Below are 16,167 nucleotides of genomic sequence, written 5' to 3'. Positions count from 1 at the left end.
TGAAGCAAGTGGGAAGTCGCCAATCCTAAGATCCGCGCACCCCGCGTTTACTTCATCGCAGGGCACGAATTGTCCGACATGTAATCGTGCACCTTGATTTCGCCCGAGGTGATCTTTGCAGACGCGTCTTCCACCTTGGTCTTCATCTCGTCGGTGATGAGGTCATTGTTGGAATCATCCAGCGCCCAGGCGACGCCGTCTTCGGCGAGGCCGAGGTTCTGCACGCCGCCCCATTCTTCCATCGAGACGCCGTTCTGAACGTCCTCGAACGCCTGATAGACGGCGTTGTCGACGCGCTTCACCATCGAGGTCAGAACCGAGCCCGGATGCAGCATGTTCTGGTTGGAATCGACGCCAATGCCGAGCTTGCCTTCGTCGGCGGCCGCCTGCAGCACGCCGATGCCGGTGCCGCCGGCGGCGTGATAGACGACGTCGGCGCCGCGGTCGAACTGGCTCTTGGCAAGCTCGCCGCCCTTCACCGGATCGTTCCAGGCAGCCCCCGTCGTGCCGGTCATGTTGGCGTAGATCTCGATATCGGGGTTCACGGCTTTGGCGCCTTCGACATAGCCGCATTCGAACTTGCGGATGAGCGGAATGTCCATGCCGCCGATGAAGCCGATCTTGCCGGTTTTCGAGGCCATCGCGGCCAGCATGCCGACGAGATAGGAGCCCTCATGCTCCTTGAAGACGATGGAGCGCACATTCGGCTCGTCGACGACCGCATCGATGATGGCGAATTTCGTCCCGGGATATTCCTCCGCCACCTTTTCGATCGCCTGGGCCTGCGAGAAACCGATGCCGATCACAGGATCGAAGCCGCGCTGGGCGAAGCGGCGGAGCGCCTGCTCACGCTGCGAATCGTTCTGCAATTCGAAGTCGCGGTAGTCAGTCCCGGTCTCTTCCTTGAAGCGCTCCGCGCCGATATGCGCCGCCTCGTTGAAGCTCTTGTCGAATTTGCCGCCGAGATCATAGACGATCGCCGGCTTGAAATCCTGCGCCAGCGCCTGGCCGGCCGATATCGCCATGGCGCATGCTGCAAAAGCGCCGGTCGCGAACCGTATGAGACCCATTCCGTTCTCCCTTGAAGTCTTCGCTGGCGGCTTTGCCGCCCAGGTTGCCATGGGCCTCAGATTGACATGGGCTCATGTGCGTTGCACCTCCTTTATCAGGCTCATCCAGGTTCGATATGGCGTCTTCCCACAAGATCGAAACACTCGCCTTTCCCGTCCTTCTCGGTGATATCGGCGGCACCAATGCCCGCTTTGCGCTTCTTCCCGGCAGGGACGAGGAGGTGCTCCACTTCGCGCCGGTCCGGACGGGCGACTTTCCCGATATCGAGAGTGCCGTCCGGGCGGCGGTCCTCGCCCAGACCGACATCCGGCCGCGTTCGGCGCTCTTTGCGCTCGCCGGACCGATCGACGGCGACGAGGTCGATCTCACCAATGCCGAGTGGATCATCCGTCCGCGCGACGTGATGGCGGCGACCGGCATCGAAGACGTCGCGCTTCTCAACGATTTCGAGGCGCAGGCGCTGGCGATCTCCGCGCTCGACGATCCCGGCATGACGACCGAGGCGATCGGGCCGGAGCTCGCGCCGCAAGAAAATTGCCGCGTCGTTCTCGGCCCCGGCACCGGGCTCGGCGTCGCCGGCCTCGTCTATGCCTCGGGCCTGTGGACGCCGGTGCCGGGCGAAGGCGGGCATGTGGCGCTCGGGCCGGATGCCGACGACGAATTCCCGATCTGGCCGCATATCGAAAAGGAGGGCGGGCGCATCTCCGCCGAGGCGCTTTTGGCCGGGCGCGGCATTCCGCGGCTTTACCGGGCCGTGGCTGCCGCACGCGGGCTTGCCGCAAGCCTTTCAACACCGGCGGAGGTGACGAATGCGGCACTTGGCGGTCAGGATCCGCTCGCGCTTGCCACCATGACGCTCTATTGCCGCCTCCTCGGGCGTGTGGCGGGCGACCTTGCCCTCGTCTTCATGGCGACGGGCGGCGTCTTCATCGCCGGCGGCATCGCCCCGCGCATCGCGCTTCTCCTCAAAGAGGGCGAATTCCGCCACGCCTTCGAAGCGAAATATCCGCACGAAAACCTGATGCGGCAGATCCCGACCCGCCTCGTCACGGCCGAGCAGCCGGCGCTCACCGGCCTTGCTGCCTTCGCGCGGGCGCCGGAAAACTTCTCCGTGCCGCTCGACCGCCGCCGCTGGCGCTAGCGACTTCAAGCCGGCTCAGCCCTTGCGTCGTTTCGCCCCGGTCGAGGGGGCGGCCGTCGCCGGGTCTTCCGGCCAGTCGTGTTTCAGATAGCGGCCGCGCATCTCCGCGCGCACGTCGCGCCACGAGCCGCGCCAGAAGCCGGGGAGATCCTGCGTCACCTGCATCGGCCGTCCGGCCGGGGATAGAAGCTCGAAGGTGAGCGGCAGGCGCCCGTCCAGAATCCTCGGATGTACATCGAGCGAAAAAAGATTCTGCGGTGTGATCGCGACCGTCGGCGTCTCTCCCGAATAATCGATCGCGACCTCGCGGCCGGATGGCGCGACGAACGTCGCCGGCGCCTTGCGATCGAGCTCTTTGAGCAGAGACCACGGAATCAGCGGTTGAGTCGCCTCTTTCACCGAGTCTCGGCTGATTCCGCCGAGCGAGAGACTTGTCCCCGCCAAAGGCAGAAGCCATTCCTCGGCGCGCTCGGCCAGGGCCTCGTCGGAGAGGTCGGGCCAGGCGTCGCCTTCATGCTGGCGCAAAAAGCCAATGCGATCAAACATTTGCCGGGTTTCGTCGGGCCAGGGCAGCGCCTCCAGCCCACTCTTCAGCGCCGCCCCGGCGAGAAGCGCGGCCGCCTTTTCCGGATTAAATGATTTCAAAGGCTTAGCGGAAATGACCAGCGCGCCCAGCCGGCGCACACGCCGCGCATTGATGCGATCCGCCGCCGAATCATAAGAAAACTCATCGTCTTCTGAAATCTCGAAAACCGCCTCGATCTCGCCCCGGGTCAGCGGTGCGGCGAGCAGAATACGCGCATCGGCGCCGCCGCCCTGGACCTCGGCGATCGCCAAAAACTCTTCTGCTGCAAGGGGATCGTCCTCGTCGACATAGGCGCCGCGGCCGTTCGCCATCAAAAAGCGGCCGCCCGGCCCGCGCGATTTTGCGATCCTTTCCGGCCATGCGGCGGCGAGATGAAGCCCCGCCGAGGTCGCCCCCTCTCGCGGCTTTCGCCCGACCGTCTCCTCCGCCAGTCGCGCCCACCGCCTCGCCGCCTCGCGCGCCTTCGCCCCCCGCCCCCCGCGCGCGCCGCGGACGATCGAGAGGCGGTGATGAAGGTCCGTCGAGCGCCCGCCAAGCCCTTGTTCTGACACGAGAACCGCGATCTCTGCGGCTTCCCGCGCCGCGCCGTTTTCGGCCGCCGCAAGGATCATATGGGCAAGCCGCGGGGCGAGCGGGAATGCCGCCAGTGCCTTTCCATGTTCGGAAATCAGGCCTGAGCGGTCGACCGCGCCGAGGCGGGAAAGGAGCTCCATCGCCTCCGAAAAGGCGGCCTTTGGCGGCGGATCGAGCCAGGCGAGCGCATCAGGCTCGCGCACCCCCCAGGAGAGAAGCGACAGCACGAAGGCGGAGAGCTCCGCCTCCAGGATTTCCGGTCGGTCGAAGGGCATGAGCCCGGTATTCTGCGGCTCGTCCCAGAGCCGCAAGCAAAGGCCCGGCTCGGTGCGCCCCGCCCGTCCTCGGCGCTGATCGGCGGCCGCGCGCGACACCCGCACCGTCTCGAGCCGCGTGAGGCCGGAGCCCGGGTCATAGCGCGGGCGCCGTGACAGCCCGCTGTCGACGACGATGCGCACGCCCTCGATCGTCAGCGACGTCTCGGCGATCGCGCTCGCCAGGACGACCTTGCGCCGCCCGGCAGGTGCGCAACGCACCGCTCTGTCCTGGTCTTTCAGGTCGAGTGCGCCGTAAAGCGGTGCAATCTCGACATTTTTCCCAACTTTGCCGGAAAGCCGGTCGGCAAGACGCAGGATCTCCCCCTGGCCGGGCAGAAAAGCGAGGACGCTCCCCTCCTCCTCGCGCAGAGCCTGCAGGATTGCGGCTTCCACGCCGTCTTCGGTCCGCCTGTGCGGAGCCTGGCCGAGGTAGCGAGTCTCAACGGGAAAGAGCCGGCCGGCGCTCTCGACCACCGGCGCATCACCGAAGAGCGCGGAAAAGCGCGCTCCGTCGACCGTCGCCGACATCGCGCAGAGCTTCACATCCGGGCGCAGCGCAGAGCGGGCATCGAGGGCGAGCGCCACACCGAGATCGGCATCGATCGAGCGCTCATGCACCTCGTCGAAGAGAATGGCGCCGATCCCCTCAAGGCCCGGATCATCAAGGATCATACGCACGAAGACGCCGCCGGTGACGAGCTCGATGCGGGTTGCGCGGGAAATGCGGCTTTCCATGCGCACGCGGTAGCCAACCGTCCCACCCACCTCTTCGCCGAGCATTTGTGCCATGCGAGAGGCGGCCGCGCGCGCCGCAAGCCGGCGCGGTTCGACGACGATGATCCGGCCGCCCTCTGCCAGACCCTCCTCAAGCAGCGCAAGCGGTACGCGCGTCGTCTTGCCGGCGCCGGTCGGTGCGATGAGGACGGCAGCACCCGGCGCGCGCAAGGCTTCAAACAGCGCAGGAAGCGCCTCCTCGACCGGCAGCCGCGAGGCGTTCATTCCCCGCTCGCTCCACCAAGCTCGATGACCGGCCCCCCGGCTGCCGCAGCGTCCTGGTGGTCATGCGTCACCAAAAGAACCGGGAGATTGCGCTTGCCGGCCTCGTCGAAGACGAGACGGCGCATCTGATCGCGAAGCGCCACATCGAGCTTCGAAAACGGCTCGTCGAGGAGAAGCGCGCGAGGGCGCGACAGGAGGGTGCGAAGAAGCGCGATGCGTGCCCTCTGCCCACCGGAGAGTGTCGCCGGGTCGCGGCCTTCCATGCCCTCAAGTCCGACCTCGGCAAGGGCTCCCGACACGGTTTCCTGACGCCCCTCACGAGAGGAGCCGGGCCGTAGGCCGAAGAGAAGATTGCCGGCCACTGACAGGTGCGGGAAAAGCAGAGGATCCTGAAAGAGAAGGCCCATCTGGCGCGCTTCGGCCGGCCGGTCAGTCACGTCTTCGCCAGCCAAAAGCACGCGCCCTTCGACCGCAAAAATCGGATCGAGAAAACCGGCAGCAAACGCGAGAAGCGTCGATTTACCGGAGCCCGAAGGCCCCATCACGGTCAGGACCTCACCCGGTCGGATCGTCTTGTCGACGGACAGAAGGAGCCTGCCCGCGAGGCTGATCCTCACCTGCGAAAGGGTCAGGGCATCGGTTGCTTCGGGAGCTGAGATCATCCGCCCGCACGCATGGCCGCGCGGCGGCGAAAAAGCAAGGCGGGAACCAAGGCTGCAAGTCCGAAGCCAAAGAAGGGGAGAAAGGCTTGAACGAGCGCGGTCGCAGCCGTAATGCGCCGATCACCACCCGAGGACAGGGCCACAGCCTCGGTCGTCACCGTTGGCCAGCGCCCGGCACCGATCAGGAGCGTCGGCAGATAAAGCGAGATCGAAACGGCGAAACCAAGCGCCGTCGCGGTCGCGATCGCACGAGACAGCATCGGCAGCCGGATCTTCCAGAAGACGGCGTCCGCACTGCGCCCGAGACTCCGCGCGATCAAAGCGTAACGCGGATCGAGCGCATGCCAGGGCTGCGAGAGGGAAAGAAGCACATACGGGAAGACAAAGACGAGATGCGCGAGGATGACGGCCAAAAGCCAGCCATCGAGGCGCAGCGAGACGAGAAGCATGTCGAGGCCGAAGAGAAAGGCGATCTGCGGCACGAGAAGCGGCAGATAAAGCGCGACCAGCATCCGCGTGGTCGTCGTTCCGCCGGTGCGGGTCTCATATTCCAGCGCACCGAGAGCAAGGACGACGGCCAGGAGGGAGGAGAGCCCGGCGATCAGAAGGGCGTTGTCGAGAGGCCCTCCCAGCGTCGCCCCCACGCTGCGCCAGGTGTCGAGGGTCAGCGCATTCGGCCAAATGTCAGGGAAAGCCCAAAAGCTGGCGATTGACCAAAGTGCCAGCGTGGCAAGACCGGCGAGGACGAGGCCGCCGGCAAGGCTCATCGTCGCTCCCGCCAGATGGCGGACAAAACCGTCGCGGCGAAAGCGGTGACCCGACGCCATCAGCTTCGCTCCGACCCTGGCGACGAGCCATTCGAGAGCGAGCCACACGCAAATGGCAAAAAAGGCGAGCGCAAACTGAGCCAACGCGCCGGCAGCTGCGAGGCTCCGCAACGACAGGTCGGGATCCGACTGCCATTGCAGGATGCGCACGGCGAGTGGGGCCGGCGTCGTCGGCCCGAGAATCAAAGCAACATCGACGACGGAACAGGCGTAGGCGATGATGGCGAATATCGGCAGACGGAGCTGAGCGTAGAGCGCCGGCAGAACGGAAAAAAGGAAGGCCGCGACGCGCCCATAGCCGAGCGCCCGCGCCATTTTGAGGCGCGGCTCCGCCTCGACCTGGGGAAGGGCTGCGAGGGCCATCAGGAAGAGGAAGGGGATCTCTTTCACGACAAGGCCCGCCGTCATCGCAAGCCCAGTCGGATCATGCACGATTAGCCAGTCGGGTGGCCGCTCGAAACCGCTGGCCCAGGGCGACAACGCCCGCATCAGAAGGCCGGACGGTGCAATCAGGAAGGCAAGTCCGAAGGCCGCCGCCGCATGCGGGACAGAAAGGAGCGGCGCAATGAGGCGCCGAAAGACGCGAAAGACCCGCGTCCCATGCCAGGCGGCGACGAAGCCCATCACCACCAGAAAGGCTAGAATCGTCGTGCACAAACCCGCGCACAGGCTGAGGGCGAGGGAGACGCCAATGCCAGGCGCCCCGAGAAGCGCGATGAAGGACTTAAGCGAAAAATCCTCAAGCCCGAGAACAGGGAGATAGCCGAATGCCGGCAGCGCCGCACCGAGGAGGCCGGCGATCACCGGCAGCACCAGGAGCGCGAGGATCACAATTGGAAAGGCGACCAGCCGCGATTGCGGCCGCTCCAGTTTTTTTGGGGCTGATATTATTGGCCAGCTCCGTAGCGCCGCGCCCATTCTGTCTCCAGCCGCTCCATCCAGCTTGCATGCGGTTCGGGCAGGGCCTTGCCCAGTTCCTCCGGAGGCAAGGTCGCAACGCCAAGGTCGAGCGCGTCGAAGCGAGCGCGATCCGCCTTCGGCAGGCCAGCGACATCGAGCACCGTCGGATCGCCCCAGACATTCGGGTCCTGCTTGCGGGCCTGCGCCTCCGGCGACATGAGGAAATTCGCAACAACCATGGCGCCCGCCTTGGCATTGGCATTGAACGGGATCGCCAGGAAATGCGAATTGGCGATCGATCCCGCCTCCGGCACATAGCTTCTCACCGTATCCGGCAATTCGTGGGCCGCAATGGCGCTCGAGGCATCTGCCGGATTGAAGGCAAAGGTGATGTCGACCTCGTTGTCGGCCAGAAGTCGGCGCAACGTCCCGTAGTTCTGCGGGAAAGCGCGTCCCTGCCGCCACAGAAGCGGATGGAGATCGTCGAGGAATGTGAAGAGCGGCTTTGTCTGACGGGCGAAGGTCTCGTCATCGGCCGGCTGCATCAGAACTTGCGGATCGGGAGCGAGTTCGTAGAGCGCCTGTTTCAGAAAAGTGGAACCGAGAAAGTCGGGCGGCTGCGGATAGGTGAAGCGACCGGGATTGGCCCTCGCCCATTCCAGGAGAGCCGGCATGGATTTCGGCGGATTTTCCAAGCGCGCCGTATCGTAGAAGAAGACAAGCTTCGCCATGCCCCATGGCGCTTCGAGCCCGTCGGTCGGCACGGTGAAATCGGTCTTGACCGTGGGCTTTCCCTCCTCATCCACGAAGCGGTAGTTCGGCAGCTTCGTCGCCCAGGGGCGGCCGAGAAGGAGACCTGCCTCTTTCAGAGAGACAAAGTTCTCACCATTGATCCAGACGAGATCGACGGCGCCATTCTCGTCGCGCCCGGCCGCCTTCTCCGCAACGATCTTGGAAACGACGTTCGCTGTGTCGGCAACCTTCACTTGCTTCAGCGTCACGCCGAAGCGCTCTTTAACCTCGCCGGCCGCCCAGGCGATGTAAGAATTGATGCGGGCCTCGCCGCCCCAGGCATGGAAATAGACGGTTTCGCCCTTCGCCTCGGCAACGACCGCGTCCCAGTTCTCCGGGGCGGGGGTCTCGGCGTGGGCCGTCGCGGCAAAGAGCAACGCAAAGGCGGCGGCAAGAATTCTCAACATGGGCGTTCCATCTTTCTCCCGTGTCATCGCCTGCGGGTAGGGCTGAGCTGCACCTTGAGAGCGCGGCCGGAACGTAACGGGCAATGCAAAAAACGGTGAGCCAGGCTCACTGCCCGATCGCAATCCCTTCGCGGCGCGGATCGGCACCGCCGGAGAGCCCGTCTTCGCCAATGGCGATCGCATGGAGACCGGAATTGAGGTCGCGCGTCTCGACCTCGTAGCCGAGAGCTTCAAGTCCCTCCCGCAGATCCTCCGCGGACGTGCCCGCCTCCAGATCGAATGTGCCGAAGCGATTGACGACATGCGGCAGGGCGGTGGCCTCCTGAACGTCCAAACCCCAGTCGAGAATGCCGATCAGAGCTTCGGCGACATAGCCGATGATACGGCTACCGCCCGGCGAGCCGATCGCCAATACCGGCGCGCCGTCGCGGAAGACGATGGTAGGCGCCATGGAAGACCGCGGCCGCTTTCCCGGCTCCACCCGGTTTGCCACCGGACGCCCGTCCTCCTGGCTTTTGAAGGAAAAATCCGTGAGTTCGTTGTTCAGGAGAAAGCCGCGCACCATGAGGCGCGAGCCGAAGCCATTCTCGATCGTCGTCGTCATGGAGACGACATTGCCGTCGCTGTCGACGATGACGAAATGGCTTGTGGACGGAAACTCGATCGCCTGATCGTCGGCGAAATTGAAGGCGTGATCCCATTGCGGCTCGCCGGGTTCGGCCGTCTCGAGACGCTCACCTTCGAGGAGCTTTGCCCGCTCTTTCAGATAGGCCGGATCGAGGAGGCCCTTGATCGGCGCAGGCACGAAATCCGTATCGGCGAGATAGCGGCCGCGATCGGCGAAAGCGAGACGAGAGGCATCGCCGATCAGGCGCCAGGCGGCGACGCTTTCCGGCCCGAGGGCGGCCAGATCGTACGGTGCCAGCAGGCCCAGGATCTGGCCGACCGTGACACCGCCGGAAGACGGCGGGCCCATGCCGCAAACATCGTAAACGCGATAGGCAACGCAGACCGGATCACGCGCTTTCACCTCGTAATTCTTGAGATCCTGCAGCCGCATGACACCGGGATTGGCGTCGAAGCGATGGATGGCGGCGACAATGTCTTCCGCCACAGGACCCTCATAGAAGGCGTCGGCCCCCTTCTCTGCGAGAAGTCTGAGCGTTGCGGCATAAGCCTCGTTCTTGAGACGGCCGTCGCCGGAGAGGGCCGCCTTGAGATCGTCGAGGAAATAGGCTTTCGCAGTCTCCTGACGGGCAAGGCTGTCGGTTTCTTCAGCAACGAGGCCGGCAAGGCGCGGTGAAACGGGAAAGCCGTCTTCGGCATGCCGGATCGCGGGTTGAAACAGGTCCGGCCACGAAAGCTTGCCCCAACGTTTATGCGCCTCTTCCAGCAGCCTGGGTGTGCCGGGTACGCCGACGGAACGCCCGCCGATAACCGCATCGAAGAATTCAAGCGGCTCGCCTTTGTCGTCCAGGAAGAGTTCCGGCGTCGCGGCGGAGGGCGCCGTTTCGCGGCCGTCGAGGGTGACAAGCTTCTTCGCAGCGGCATCCCAGTAAAGCAGGAAGGCACCGCCGCCGAGACCGGAAGATTGCGGCTCGACGAGGCCAAGAACGAGCTGCACCGCCACCATCGCGTCGATGGCACTGCCGCCCCTTTTTAGGATCTCAGCGCCGGCTTCTGCCGCGAGCGGGTTGGCTGCCGCCACCATCCAGTCGGCCGCTTGAACAGGAGCGGTCGCGGGTTCCGCCACCGGCGTCGCAAGCTCCGGCTGAATGCGATCCGATACGTCTTGCGCCCCGGCGGCAGATGGCACGGTCAGACAGACACAGGCGACGAGTCCTGCACGGGCGAGGCCGCGCAGGGTCGAGAACGGGGCAAGCATGGCGGGCCTAGAGATGCTGGCCACCGTCGATGTTGATCTCAGCCCCGATGACGTAGGAGGCGGCCTGCGAGCAGAGGAAATGCACGACTTCCGCCACTTCCTTCGGATCGCCGATGCGGCGCATGGGCACGTCGCGCTCCACCACCTCGTCGGTGCCCGGAGACAGGATCGAGGTCATGATCTCGCCCGGTGCGACGGCATTGACGCGGATACCGGAGGCGGCGAGCTCATGGGCAAGTTCACGGGTCAGCGCCGAAAGCGCGGCCTTCGAGGTCGCATAAGCGGCGCCAGCGAAGGGATGGATGCGGAAGCCGGCGATCGAAGTGATGTTGACGACAGCGCCATTGGCACGCCGCAACGGTTCGCGCAGCCCCTGCACCAGGACGGCCGGAGCGATGAAATTGACCATATGGACGTCGCGCCAGATTTCGAGCGGCGTCTCCGCGGCTCCAAGCCGGCCGCCTTCGGTGTTCTTGGGCGAGATGCCGGCATTGTTGACGAGCGCCGTCAGCCCCTTCTCTCCGACGCGTTCGCGCAGCTGGTCGATCGCGTACTGGATCGACTTCGGATCGGAGAGATCGACCTCAATGTGGCGGACATAGCCTTCCGCCCAAGGACAGACGCGCGAGAACGGCGTGCGGGAGAGGGTGTAGACCTCCCAGTTCTCGTCATAGAACTTGCGCACGATGGCGTGGCCGATGCCACGACTTGCGCCCGTGACGGCCACGATCGGGCGCAAGCCCTGATCGGCGGCAAGCGCGGTATGATCCACCGGGCATACGGCCGGGGCGTCCGCCGAGGGTTCGGCGGGCGCATCGTGAGCATGGGCCGGACAGCCTTCCGGAGGACGTGTCTCCGTGGGCGCGGCGTGTGCGGGGCACTCGCCCGGCTTGTCGATCGTCCTGTCGTCCATCACGGCCTCTCCTTCCGGGGGCCGTATGGCCCCCTCAGGCGAGCGTCGTTTCCACCGCCCGCCGGAATTTCTCAGCAAATTCGCCGACATGATCTTGCTCGATCACGAGCGGCGGCGAAACAGCAATAATGTCGCCCAAGGCACGGACCATCAAGCCTTCCTTCCAGCAGGCCTTGAAGATCGCCTGGCCCCGCTTGCCGGGTTTTTCACCCGGACGGAACTCCACCGCGCCGATGAAGCCGTAATGGCGGATATCGACGACTTCCGGCAGGTCGCGGAGGTTGAAGAGCGCATCGCCCAGAGCATCGCCCACCGGACCCGAGGCGCGGGTCAGAAGATTTTCGCGCTCATAAACATCGAGGCATGCAATCGAGGCCGCGCACGCCAGAGGATGCGCCGAATATGTGTAGCCATGCAGGAGCTCGACACCGCCTTCGGGGCCGCGCGCCATGATCTCGTCATGGACGAAGTCTGCCACAGCGACCGCGCCCATCGGGACCGTGGCGGCCGTCAGACCTTTTGCCATCGTCGTGATGTCGGGCTTCACGTCGAATTCCTGCGAGGCGAAGGGCGAACCGAGGCGGCCGAATCCTGTGATGACCTCGTCGAGGATGAGAAGGACGCCGGTCTGATCGCAGATCTCGCGCAGCCGCTTCAGATACCCTTTCGGCGGCAGATAGACACCGCCAGCGCCGATCACCGGCTCGACGACGACGGCGGCGACCGTGGAAGCGTCGTGGAAAGCGATCAGTTCGGCCAGCTCTTCGGCAAGCTCCACGCCGTGCTCGGGCAGGCCGCGGGTGAAGGCGTTTTTCTCCGGCAGATGCGTGTGGCGCAGATGATCGGCCGGCAGCCAGGAACCGAAGGCCGTGCGGTTGGCGGTGATGCCGCCGGCGGAAAGACCGCCGAAGCCCACACCATGATAGCCTTTCTGGCGGCCGATGATCTTCTTGCGGCCGCTCTGTCCGCGCGCATGGTGATAAGCATAAGCGACCTTGATCGCCGTATCGCAGGATTCAGAGCCGGAATTGGTGAAGAGGATATGGCCGAGACCATCCGGCAGGATCGCGGAGAGGCGGTCGGCGAGTTCGAAGGAGATCGTGTGGCCGAATCCGAAACTCGGCGCGTAATCGAGGACCGGGAATTGCTCGGCAATGGCCTGGCCGATTTCCTTGCGTCCGTGGCCGAGATGCGAACACCACAGGGCGCCGCTCATGTCGAGGACGGGGCGGTCATCGGGCGTGTAGTAATACATGCCCTCGGCGCGCGCGATCAGACGCGGATCGGTCCGGAAATCGCGGTTAGGGGTGAAGGGAAGCCAATGGTGCTCGAGGCTGATTGGCCGATTGCGGGAGAAGTAGGTCGGTTGCTCGTTCATATACTATGGGTGCACCCGGCCCAAATCGGCGTCAACTCATCTTGTGAGCAGGAGCCGCGACAGAATCTTGCAGAGCTCCCGCCCCCAAAAAGCCGGCATCGCCCGCGTTCGGACCGCGTTCTTTGCCCCCTGTCGTGCACTCGCCTCCACGCCTATGATCATGTGCAGATGACACAACCAAGATCCGTCGTCCCGCGGGAAGGAAAATGAACAACGGTCTCATCGCCGTCCTGGCCGCAATTCTTTATATCGGGACGCTTTTCGCCATCGCCGCCTACGGGGATCGGCGCGTGCAGCGGACCGGAGCGAGCGCGCGTCCGAACCTCTTCGCGCTCGCCCTTTCCGTCTATTGCACGTCATGGACGTTCTTCGGTTCGGTCGGCCTCGCCTCGCATTCGGGCCTCGGCTTTCTGCCGATCTATATCGGCCCGATCCTGATGTTCACCTTCGGCTTTCCGATCCTGAGACGGATCGTGGCTCTGTCGAAGGAAGAGCGCATCACTTCCGTCGCCGACTTTTTGGGGGCCCGCTACGGCAAGAGCCAGGCGGTCGCCGTCGTCGCCACACTCATTTCCGTCATCGGGGTCATTCCCTACGTGGCACTGCAGTTAAAGGCGATCTCGTCGTCGATCTCGACAATGGTCCCGGAGCTCGGCGCCGATGCGGCCGAGGCGCTCCCCCTTCTGGGCGACACAGCCTTTATCATCGCCGTGGTGCTGGCAATCTTCGCCATCCTTTTCGGCACGCGCCACGCTGACGCGACGGAGCACCAGCACGGAATGATGCTGGCCGTTGCGTGGGAGGCGGTGGTCAAGCTCATCGCATTCCTGATTGCCGGCATCTTCGTCGTCTTCTTTCTGTTCGGAGGACCATCTGAGCTTTACGCGCTCGCAGTCGAAAGCCGCGAGGTCCAGACAATGGTCACGAACGGCCTCGTCGGCGGCGAATGGGTGGCGATGACGGCGATCGCCTTCACCGCGGCAATCCTGCTGCCGCGGCAATTCCACATCACCGTCGTGGAAAACAATTCCCTCGCCGAGCTTGAGCGAGCACGCTGGCTGTTTCCGGCGTATCTCGTCGCCATCAACATCTTCGTCGTCCCGATCGCGATCGCGGGTTTGATCGCTTTCGGCTCGTCCGTCGATGCCGATCTTTTCGTCCTGGAATTGCCGCATCGGGCGGATTTCCCGATCGTCGCGCTGATCGTCTTTCTCGGCGGTCTTTCCGCCGCAACCGCCATGGTCATCGTCGGCTGCGTGGCGCTTGCCATCATGGTCTCCAACGAGATCGTGCTTCCCGCCTATCTGAAGCGGCAGCAGACGCGCCAGCGTGATGACATGTCCCGCTTCATCCTGAGCGTGCGCCGCATCGCCATCACCGTCATCTTGTTGTGCAGCTACGCATATTACCGCGCGGCCGGCACGGCAGCGCTTGCCTCGATCGGCCTCCTCGCTTTCGCAGCCGTGGCACAGCTCGCGCCCGCCTTCTTCGGCGGACTTCTGTCACGTCGGATCACGGCCCGTGGCGCTATTGCCGGCATGACGTCGGGGCTCGCCATCTGGACCTATACGCTGCTCCTGCCAACTTTCGTCAAAGCGGGACTCATCGGTGAGGGATTTCTCAATCCAGGCCCCTTCGGCATTGCATGGCTCCGACCGCAGGCGATGTTCGGTCTCCACCTCGATCCCCTCTCGCACGGCGTCTTCTGGAGCATCAGCGTCAATTGCGCCTTGATGATCCTCGTATCGCTCGCCCGTGCGCCGGAAGCGATCGAGCGCCTGCAGGCGAAGATCTTCGTCCCCTCCGAGATGGGGCCGACACCGGCACTCAAGCCATTGCGCACGCATGTCACCTACGGCGACATGAAGGAGACGGTCGCGAGATATCTCGGCCAGGAGCGCACATCGCGTTCATTCGCCAATATGGAACAGGCGACGGGTCGCTCGACCGATCTCAGCGAGCCGGTCGACCACCAGGCGGTTCGCTTTGCCGAGCAGCTTCTCGGATCCGCCATCGGCGCGGCCTCCTCCCGCCTCGTCATGTCGCTGCTTCTGAAGCGCAGCGATCCTTCGACGCGCGAAGCCCACCAGCTCCTCGACGACGCCACGGAAGCGCTCCATTACAATCGCGACCTCCTGCAAAGCGTGCTCGACCATATGCGTCAGGGCATCGCCGTCTTCGACCGGGATCTGGCGCTCATCGCCTGGAATCGTCCTTTCCGTCAGATCATGCATCTGCCGATCGAGTTCGGTCAGGTCGGCGTCTCGCTCCGCGATGTTCTGCGCCATACCGCAAGAATCGGCTTCCTCGGCGAAGGAGATCCGGACCGGCTCGCCGATCAGCGCATGCATGCGCTCGTCTCACGGCTTCAACCCTTCGTATCACGCCACCCAGCCACCGATAGCGTCATCCGCATCGAAACCCGCCGCATGTCCGATGGCGGCATTGCGCTCACCTTCTCCGATGTGACCGAAGAGGTGGAGAGCAAGCGGGCGCTCGAAATGGCGAAATCCAATCTCGAGCGGCGGGTGGAAGAACGCACCGCCGAGCTCACCCGCATCAACGAGGCCCTGAAGAAAGCGAGTGCGGCCGCGCAGGAAGCCAACATCTCCAAAACACGCTTCATTGCAGCAGCCGGCCACGACATTCTGCAGCCGCTCAATGCGGCGCGGCTTTATGCGACCGCGCTTTCAGACCGCACGAAAGATCTTCCGGCCGCCCCTCTTGTGCGCGACCTAGAAGCCTCGCTCGATTCCGTGGAGGAGATTTTCCGAGCAGTCCTCGATCTTTCGCGTCTCGACACCGGCGCGATCACGCCAGAGCTCAGACCCTTCAACCTGCGCAAATTGTTCGATCAGATCCGTGTCGAGTTCGAGCCCATGGCGCGAGAGAAAGGCCTTGAGTTCCGGATTTTGCCGACATCCTTGTCAGTGACGAGCGATCCGTCGCTGCTTGGACGCCTCCTGCGCAACCTCGTCTCCAACGCGATCAAATACTGCGCCTCCGGCCGGGTGGTCGTCGGCTGCCGGCGCAAGAACGCCATGGTCTCCGTCGAGATCCTCGATACGGGCATCGGTATTCCCTTGTCCGATCAGGAAGTGATCTATCAGGAATTTCGGCGTCTCGATGCCGGCGCCAAGGTGGCTCACGGTCTCGGTCTCGGGCTTTCGATCGTGCAGCGGCTCGCACGGGTTTTGGGAGCCGAGGTGCGCCTGCAATCCGCTGTTGGAAAGGGAACGCATTTTTCCGTCACGGTGCCGCTGGCAATCGCCGTGCCGAAGGAAACAAGCGAAGGCGCTCCTCCCGCACCGCCGCCTGGCTCGGTTTCAGGTCTTACCGTGCTTTGCATCGACAATGACGAAAAGATCCTCTCCGGCATGGCGGCGCTCCTCGCCGGCTGGGGCTCGACCCCGCTGACGGCTAGCAATATGCGGGAGGGCATGGCGATGTTGCACCAAGAGCGCACACTGCCCGACCTTATCCTCATCGACTATCATCTCGACGAGAGCGACGGGCTCAGCGTCGTCACGGACATGCGCTGGAAACTGAGCCGGACCGTGCCGGCGATCCTGATCACCGCAGACCGTTCTGAAGAAGTGCGGCAGGCCGCGATGAAGGCCGGCGTCAGGATCCTCAACAAGCCTCTGAAGCCCGCGGCACTGCGCGCCTTGATGGCGCAATGCAAGCCCGCATCCGTGGCGGCAGAATAACGGCTT

At 64.3% G+C, this 16,167-nt stretch carries 10 protein-coding genes; 2 read left to right on the top strand and 8 right to left on the bottom strand.

The genetic code is table 11. From position 1 onward, the window contains the following. Positions 1 to 47 precede the first annotated feature (47 nt). Positions 48 to 1,070, bottom strand: a complete 1,023-nt coding sequence (locus EO094_RS09820; RefSeq protein ID WP_205649883.1) for a BMP family lipoprotein — start codon at positions 1,068 to 1,070, stop codon at positions 48 to 50. 116 nt (positions 1,071 to 1,186) lie between these two features. On the opposite strand from EO094_RS09820, the gene glk reads away from it, so the two are divergent. Then, positions 1,187 to 2,212 (top strand): glucokinase, encoded by a 1,026-nt coding sequence (gene glk / locus EO094_RS09815; protein WP_128292136.1) that lies wholly within the window; start codon positions 1,187 to 1,189, stop codon positions 2,210 to 2,212. A gap of 15 nt (positions 2,213 to 2,227) precedes the next feature. On the opposite strand, the gene hrpB is transcribed toward glk, so the two are convergent. The 7 genes from hrpB to aptA form a co-directional block, all read right to left on the bottom strand. Continuing rightward, positions 2,228 to 4,687 (bottom strand): ATP-dependent helicase HrpB, encoded by a 2,460-nt coding sequence (gene hrpB, locus EO094_RS09810; protein WP_128292135.1) that lies wholly within the window; start codon positions 4,685 to 4,687, stop codon positions 2,228 to 2,230. Continuing rightward, complete coding sequence (locus EO094_RS09805; RefSeq protein WP_128292134.1) at positions 4,684 to 5,349, bottom strand: ATP-binding cassette domain-containing protein; 666 nt, start codon at positions 5,347 to 5,349, stop codon at positions 4,684 to 4,686. The genes hrpB and EO094_RS09805 overlap by 4 nt, the downstream gene beginning before the upstream one ends. Then, positions 5,346 to 7,094, bottom strand: a complete 1,749-nt coding sequence (locus EO094_RS09800) for an ABC transporter permease (RefSeq protein WP_128292133.1) — start codon at positions 7,092 to 7,094, stop codon at positions 5,346 to 5,348. Before EO094_RS09800 ends, EO094_RS09805 begins: the two co-directional genes overlap by 4 nt. Further along, positions 7,064 to 8,275: an ABC transporter substrate-binding protein gene (locus EO094_RS09795; protein WP_128292132.1), complete on the bottom strand. Its 1,212-nt coding sequence runs from the start codon at positions 8,273 to 8,275 to the stop codon at positions 7,064 to 7,066. The genes EO094_RS09800 and EO094_RS09795 overlap by 31 nt, the downstream gene beginning before the upstream one ends. 106 nt (positions 8,276 to 8,381) lie before the next feature. Next, positions 8,382 to 10,160, bottom strand: coding sequence for a gamma-glutamyltransferase (ggt, locus tag EO094_RS09790; protein WP_128293245.1), 1,779 nt, complete (start codon positions 10,158 to 10,160; stop codon positions 8,382 to 8,384). 7 nt (positions 10,161 to 10,167) lie between these two features. Then, the gene (locus EO094_RS09785) at positions 10,168 to 11,073 is read right to left on the bottom strand and encodes an SDR family NAD(P)-dependent oxidoreductase (RefSeq protein WP_128292131.1); all 906 of its coding nucleotides are present in this window, start codon (positions 11,071 to 11,073) and stop codon (positions 10,168 to 10,170) included. A 34-nt stretch (positions 11,074 to 11,107) separates the two neighbouring features. Continuing rightward, positions 11,108 to 12,451 (bottom strand): omega-aminotransferase AptA, encoded by a 1,344-nt coding sequence (aptA, locus tag EO094_RS09780; RefSeq protein WP_128292130.1) that lies wholly within the window; start codon positions 12,449 to 12,451, stop codon positions 11,108 to 11,110. Positions 12,452 to 12,657: 206 nt separating this feature from the next. Between aptA and EO094_RS09775 the strand changes: the two genes are divergently transcribed. Then, positions 12,658 to 16,161 (top strand): hybrid sensor histidine kinase/response regulator, encoded by a 3,504-nt coding sequence (locus EO094_RS09775; RefSeq protein ID WP_128292129.1) that lies wholly within the window; start codon positions 12,658 to 12,660, stop codon positions 16,159 to 16,161. Positions 16,162 to 16,167: the final 6 nt, after the last annotated feature.

Source organism: Afifella aestuarii (assembly GCF_004023665.1).
GTDB classification, from domain to species: Bacteria; Pseudomonadota; Alphaproteobacteria; order Rhizobiales; family Afifellaceae; genus Afifella; species Afifella aestuarii.
The sequence above is the reverse complement of the archived record's forward strand: the minus strand, read 5'-3'. Positions and strand labels throughout refer to the sequence as shown.

Bases quoted from the DNA above. Each gene is read 5' to 3' on its own strand.
- EO094_RS09820 (WP_205649883.1), bottom strand. From the start codon at position 1,070: ATGGGTCTCATACGGTTCGCGACCGGCGCTTTTGCAGCATGCGCCATG.
- glk (WP_128292136.1), top strand. From the start codon at position 1,187: ATGGCGTCTTCCCACAAGATCGAAACACTCGCCTTTCCCGTCCTTCTC.
- hrpB (WP_128292135.1), bottom strand. From the start codon at position 4,687: ATGAACGCCTCGCGGCTGCCGGTCGAGGAGGCGCTTCCTGCGCTGTTT.
- EO094_RS09805 (WP_128292134.1), bottom strand. From the start codon at position 5,349: ATGATCTCAGCTCCCGAAGCAACCGATGCCCTGACCCTTTCGCAGGTG.
- EO094_RS09800 (WP_128292133.1), bottom strand. From the start codon at position 7,094: ATGGGCGCGGCGCTACGGAGCTGGCCAATAATATCAGCCCCAAAAAAA.
- EO094_RS09795 (WP_128292132.1), bottom strand. From the start codon at position 8,275: ATGTTGAGAATTCTTGCCGCCGCCTTTGCGTTGCTCTTTGCCGCGACG.
- ggt (WP_128293245.1), bottom strand. From the start codon at position 10,160: ATGCTTGCCCCGTTCTCGACCCTGCGCGGCCTCGCCCGTGCAGGACTC.
- EO094_RS09785 (WP_128292131.1), bottom strand. From the start codon at position 11,073: ATGGACGACAGGACGATCGACAAGCCGGGCGAGTGCCCCGCACACGCC.
- aptA (WP_128292130.1), bottom strand. From the start codon at position 12,451: ATGAACGAGCAACCGACCTACTTCTCCCGCAATCGGCCAATCAGCCTC.
- EO094_RS09775 (WP_128292129.1), top strand. From the start codon at position 12,658: ATGAACAACGGTCTCATCGCCGTCCTGGCCGCAATTCTTTATATCGGG.